General features: G+C 42.7%; 4 protein-coding genes. All 4 read left to right on the top strand.

Features of this window, described 5'->3' with window-relative positions; all coding sequences use genetic code 11:
• Positions 1-104 precede the first annotated feature (104 nt).
• On the top strand, positions 105-971 hold the full coding sequence (locus ACEQ1T_RS10645) for a DUF58 domain-containing protein (protein ID WP_370222811.1): 867 nt from the start codon (positions 105-107) through the stop codon (positions 969-971).
• Between the two features lie 7 nt (positions 972-978).
• Entirely contained in the window at positions 979-2,751 is a 1,773-nt protein-coding gene (locus tag ACEQ1T_RS10640) for a VWA domain-containing protein (RefSeq protein ID WP_370222810.1), read from the top strand.
• Positions 2,735-5,515: a VWA domain-containing protein gene (locus ACEQ1T_RS10635; protein ID WP_370222808.1), complete on the top strand. Its 2,781-nt coding sequence runs from the start codon at positions 2,735-2,737 to the stop codon at positions 5,513-5,515. The genes ACEQ1T_RS10640 and ACEQ1T_RS10635 overlap by 17 nt, the downstream gene beginning before the upstream one ends.
• Positions 5,516-5,773: 258 nt before the next feature.
• Positions 5,774-6,106, top strand: a complete 333-nt coding sequence (locus ACEQ1T_RS10630) for a putative DNA-binding protein (RefSeq protein ID WP_009330786.1) — start codon at positions 5,774-5,776, stop codon at positions 6,104-6,106.
• Positions 6,107-6,114 lie beyond the last annotated feature (8 nt).

Raw genomic sequence — 6,114 nt, 5'->3', positions numbered from 1 at the left:
CGGCATCGTCTTATTTTGAACTTTGAGGGAGAAGCAGCGGGTATTTCAGCGGATTCAATTATTGAAGCTTTGTTAAACGAAACTTCCTGGGGAACTAAGAGCTGATGAACAGCCATCATGCTCTTCTTGGAAAGCTTCAAAAACGAAAGATTGCTGCAAAGACAAGGAAAAGAGGATTTCATTCAGGGTCCAGGAAATCCCATAAATTCGGATCTTCCATGGAATTCTCTGATTTCAGGGCCTATCAGCCTGGTGACGATATTCGGCAAATAGATTGGAATGTCTATGGCAGAACACAAAAACATTATATTAAACGCTTCCTGGATGAGCAGGAGCTTTCTATTGCAGTTTACCTGGATGCAACGTCTTCAATGACAAAAATCCAGCAGAAATGGGAATATGCCAAAGCGCTGGCATCAGCTTTAAGCTTTATGGTGCTTTCAAGTGAAGACCGGCTTTTCTTTTCAGCAGTTTCTTCTGCAGGCGTACAGCCTATTAAAAGGAAAGGCTCTGTTTACAGCAGGCGAACGTTCATGGAAATCCAAAAAATTGAACCTGCAGCTCAGTCCACAAACTTTCTGGGCTGTCTGAACGAAACTCTTTCTAAATATCAGCAGCTTGCTGTAATAATAGCGGATGGCTTTGAGCCCCTTCAGGATTGGGAAAGCCTTTTTAGGAAGCTCAGGGGGTTAAAACAGGAGTTCTGGCTATTTCAGGTGCAGGCAGATGAAGAGCTTACTCCTGCATATTCTGGAGATATAAAGTTGATTGATAGTGAAATAGGGACTGCTGTAAATGTCAGCATGAGCCCTTCCATATTAGCTGAATATGAAAAGCGCCTAAAAGAACATAATGAACAGCTTGAGATTTTATGCAAACGGTATGGCGGCCAGTATATCTTTGCTCCGGAAACAAGAGATCTTCAGTCCGTTCTTTTCAGGGATCTGTATGCGAAGGGGCTGGTCAGGTGAGGACACAATGCAATTCTTAAATCCTATCTATTTTGTATTAGCCATTTTCATAGGGGCAGTTATCTTATTTTATTTCTTTCGGAAGCAGTACACTGAAAAGACCGTTTCATCCAATCTGCTCTGGGAGCAGGTGCTGAACGAATGGCAGGCTTCCCCTTGGCTGAAAAATCTTCAGCAGAATCTATTATTTTGGCTGCAATTATTGGCTCTGATCTTATTGATGCTGGCCCTTGTGCGCCCATTTTGGCTTGAAGATTCTTTAAAAGGAGAACATTTAATCATCATTATAGACCCATCCGCCTCTATGTCGGCTGAACACGGAGGAAAGAGCCGTTTTGAGATGGCAAAAGAGGAAATGCTTGACCTTGCCGGCAAACTTAATGGCCAGCAGGTAACCCTGATTAAAGCAGGAGAGAAAAATGAGATCCTATTAAGCCGTGAAGATGATCCAAATGCCATTCGCAGAACCATTGATGGGCTGAAACTTACTTATGAACATGAAAATATGGATAAAGCCATTCTTTTGGCAGGTTCCTTATCTTCTGGAAAAGACACAGCTCTTCATATTTTTTCAGATTCTGCTGTAAAGAATAATTTAATGGAGGAACTGGCTGGCCTATACACTGTTGCACATAATATCGGAGAGGGTGCAAGGAACGTCTCGCTGCAATCGTTTGGGACAGCTGCAGCTGGTGATGGTATCTCAGCCATTGCGGTGATAGAAAACCAGTCTTCCGAAAATATAGAAACAGGTTTTACCGTCCAATTTGAGGATGAAGTCTTGTTTGAACAAAACTTATCATTGAAAGCAAATGAACAAACAACCGTCCAAATTAAAAACCTGCCTGAAAAACCTTATTATGAGGCATCCGTTTCCATTAATGACGGCTACAGAGCAGATAATTTCACAGCCTCTATTTACACAGACCCAAAACCAAAGGTATACACAATGGGGGATGTAAATCCGTTTGCGGTGAAGGGCTTTCAAACCATAGGAGCCGAATTGCTGCAGACGGATCCAGCTGCTCTCAAAGGTTTTGAAATGAAGGGTGTGGTTGTAGCAGAAGGAAGCACATTATCGGAACTTCCAGAGCTGCCAATGATCTTTTTTAACACAGGTAAGGAAAAAACAAAACTAAAAGAGGCAATTTCGGGGGATGAGGATCCTTTATTTGAATATGCAGACTTTGAGCGTGTGTATATCAGTTCCGTTTCCGCTGCATTGAAAGGAGAATGGGAGACTGTTTTGAAAAGTGGAGACATTCCTTTAATACAGAGGGGAATGCAGAATGGACAGCCAATTATTATTGTCAATTTCGATCTATCTGACACAGACTGGCCGCTCCTGCCAGGTTTTCCGATCTTTTTGTATAACTCTTACCAGTGGTTATCCCAACAATCAGATTTCCTTGGATATTTCAGCGCCGGAGAAGAGAGATGGATAAATATTGGCAAAGGAAATGGAAGATGGGAGATTTTCAATAATAAAGACGAAAATCTCTACTCCCTTGATTTAAACCAAGAAAACTTTAAAGCTCCTGTGATTCCCGGAACTTACCAGGCGGTATCAGGAAATCAAATTTATTATTTTTCTGTCCTTCTGGATGAAAGGGAGAAAAATGCAGAAATAGAAGAATCTTTCATAGTGAATGACAAATCATCTGAAAAAAACAGCATGATCCAAAGGCCCAACGAAAGCCTCTGGTTCTGGCTGGCTTTAATTGCTTTTATCCTGATTGCTATCGAATGGGAGGTATATCGCCGTGGGCATCGAGGTTAAATATCCCTTCCTGTTTCTGTTCCTGATTCCTGCTGTCATTATGGTTTTTTTGTTTATTCGAAATCACAGAGGAAAAGGCAACGAAAAATTTTGGATTGCCAGTCTAAGACTGGTCATTTTCTCATTGTTGATTTTTGCACTAACCGTCCCGCAGGTCCTCCTTCCGGTTAAGGGGCAGACCGTCGTATATCTCGCAGACCGCTCTGCAAGCATCGGTTCAAATGATGAATCACTTGCCTGGATAGAAAACAGTGCCAGCAACAGGAAAAGTGAGGATCAATTTGCGGTGGCGGCTTTTGGCAAAAATGTAGTGCTTGAACAGAATTTGGGCAGGAACCGTGAAGCTATTACCGAATTTAACGGGAAAGCAGATGATTCTCAATCGAATCTGGAAGCAGGCCTGCAATTTGCCGCTTCACTCATTCCGAGGGATTCTTCTGGCAGAATTGTCTTGATGACGGACGGAAATGAAACGGCAGGCAAAAGCCTGGAGGCTGCCTCAGTTTTAAAGAATCGAAATATCCAGATTGACCATGTGCCATTAAGAACAGCAGCAGGTGACGATGTATCAATTTCAGAATTAAAGATGCCTCCATCACTTTATTTAGGAGAAGAGGCTCCGATTACAATAGAAGTTACCAGCAATATTGCCAAAGAAGCTGATATCAGATTATCTGTAAATCATAAAGAGGTTTTAAAGGAAAGCGTTCAAGTGAATGAAGGGAAAAATGTATATACCTTTACTCACAAGGCAGATACTGCAGGGTTAACGGTATATAAAGCAGAGATAGCTGCTGACCAGGACACCTTCTCTGAAAACAATACACTGCACTCGGTTGTTAATGTTAAGGGAACTCCTAAGGTCCTGATCGTACAAGGGAAGGACGCGGGTGATATTGCGAATCTGTTAAAAGGTTCCGGCCTGGAGACAGACACGGTTCTCCCAGAGAAGCTTCCAACCGTTCTCTCAGGGTATTTGCAATATCAGTCGATTATTTTTAATAATGTTCCTGCAACAGTTATCTCAGAGCATCAAATGACGCTGATGGAGAAGGCAGTTAAGGAATTCGGCACTGGTTTTATTATGTTCGGCGGTGAAGAAAGCTTCGGGCTGGGGGGCTATTTTAAAACTCCGATTGAGAAATTGCTGCCGGTGGATATGGATATCAAGGGCAAGAAAGAAATGCCTTCCTTAGGCCTGGTATTAGTTATGGACCGCTCTGGAAGCATGGCCGGTAATAAAATTGAATTGGCAAAAGAAGCGGCTGTCCGATCAGTGGAACTGCTGCGTGATGAAGATACACTCGGATTCATTGCATTTGATGACCGGCCATGGGAAATCCTTGAAACCGAGCCTCTCAAGGATAAAAAGAAGGCAATTGAAAAAATCAGATCTATAACTTCAGGCGGGGGGACAGAAATCTTTACTTCTCTGGAACAAGCCTACAGTGAGCTTGAAGAATTGCAGCTTCAGAGAAAGCATATTATTTTGCTGACAGATGGCCAATCTACCACAAATGGAGACTATGAGCTTTTAATCGAAGGCGGGAAAGAGAAAAATATCACTCTATCAACTGTTGCACTTGGTCAGGATGCTGATAGAGGGCTTCTTGAAGATCTTGCGGGAATGGGATCAGGGCGTTTTTATGATGTTACAGACTCTTCCGTCATTCCGAGCATTTTATCACGTGAAACCGTAATGGCTACGAGAACCTATATCGAAGACAATCCATTCTTTCCAAGTGTTCAGCCCTACCCGGACTGGTCCTCACTCTTTGAAAAAGGTGTTCCAGAAATGAATGCCTATATAGCTGCTACGGCCAAGCCGCGAGCACAGGTGCCGCTGTTAAGCGAAAAAGAGGATCCTGTACTTGCTGAATGGCAATACGGAATGGGGCGGGCAGCTGCCTTTACATCCGACTCCTCGGGCAAATGGTCAGGAGATTGGGCCAGATGGGAAAAGTGGCCATCATTTATTAATCAGCTTGTCACCAAAACCCTGCCGCAATATGAAAGTGAACCATACAGGGTTGCTGTTGAGAATAAGGATGGCAATACAGTGCTCAGCCTGGAGTCTGCGGCAAGCAGATCTTTGCCAATTGAGGCATCCATCGTATCGGAAACGGGCGATCAGATAGAAGCCAATATTAGGCTTACTGCTCCAGGTAAATATGAGGCGGCAATGCCTGAAAGTGCAGGAATGTATTTTTTAAATATTAAACAGACAGATCAAAATGGGAATATACAGGTTCATCAGACTGGTTTTACTATTCCCTATTCAGAAGAGTATTTGCAAAAGGGAACAAATAAAGAGCATTTGGAGACACTCTCAAAAATGACTGGCGGCAAGGAGCTGAAAAGCGGAGAAGAAGCTTTCCGACCGCTGAAAAAACCAGCCAGCACCAAACAGCCAATCAGCGAATGGCTGCTTCTCGCTGCATTCCTGATCTTTTTTTCAGAAATCGCTTTAAGGCGCTTTGGCTTAACTGCTATCGCTGCGGGAATTTTGAAGAAAAACAGAAATAAAAAGGAAAAGCCAGAGGCTCCTATTAAAATTCAAAACCTTAAAGCTTCCAGGGAAAAAAAATCTCCTTCCGTGCAGATGCCTGATAAACTTCAAGGGGGAACTTCTGTAAAAGAAACACCGGAAAAAACAAAAGAAAAGAAGAAACCAAACCGGCCAAAACCTCCAGCAGAATCCTCGCCGAAAGAAAGAGAAGAACGCATGAAAAGGCTGCTGGATGCAAAAAACAGGAAAAAGTAAGTGGGATTTTTCAATAACGTATGCTGGATTTAGAAAAGTATTATAGATCGCTGAGCTGATTGCAGCGGAGGGCACTTGACTCCTGCTCAGAGGCTCCCCGCGGAAAGCCAAGTGCCCCGTACTGAAATCAACGGGCTAAATTATAAAGTGAAAATAAAATGAATAATTAACCCTGTAAAGATATTTTCTTGACATGCTATGAACTTCTATGTAAACTTACTTTGTAAAGGCTTTTCACTTAACAAGGGGGAATAGGGAATGCTCGAAAAAACAACGAGGATGAACTACCTATATGATTTCTATCAATCGTTGTTAACTCCTAAGCAGAGAAGCTATATGTCCCTGTACTACCTGGATGATTTTTCGCTTGGAGAGATTGCCGAGGAATATGATGTTAGCCGGCAAGCGGTATATGACAACATTAAAAGAACAGAAGCAATGCTTGAAGAGTATGAAGAAAAGCTATTATTATTTCATAAATTTCAAGAGCGCAGCAAGCTGATTGCAGAAATAAAAGTGATGCTTCAGGAAGGCTCCCCTTCCCGAGAAGCATTGGAAGAAGCAGTGGCAGAGCTTGAGAAATTAGATTAGGAGGCGGC

It is taken from the genome of Cytobacillus sp., assembly GCF_964223445.1.
GTDB lineage: Bacteria > Bacillota > Bacilli > Bacillales > Cytobacillaceae > Cytobacillus.
The sequence above is the reverse complement of the archived record's forward strand: the minus strand, read 5'-3'. Positions and strand labels throughout refer to the sequence as shown.

What these genes read in the sequence shown, in the direction of transcription:
- ACEQ1T_RS10630 (WP_009330786.1), top strand. Translation starts at nt 5,774, where the DNA reads ATGCTCGAAAAAACAACGAGGATGAACTACCTATATGATTTCTATCAA.
- ACEQ1T_RS10645 (WP_370222811.1), top strand. Translation starts at nt 105, where the DNA reads ATGAACAGCCATCATGCTCTTCTTGGAAAGCTTCAAAAACGAAAGATT.
- ACEQ1T_RS10640 (WP_370222810.1), top strand. Translation starts at nt 979, where the DNA reads ATGCAATTCTTAAATCCTATCTATTTTGTATTAGCCATTTTCATAGGG.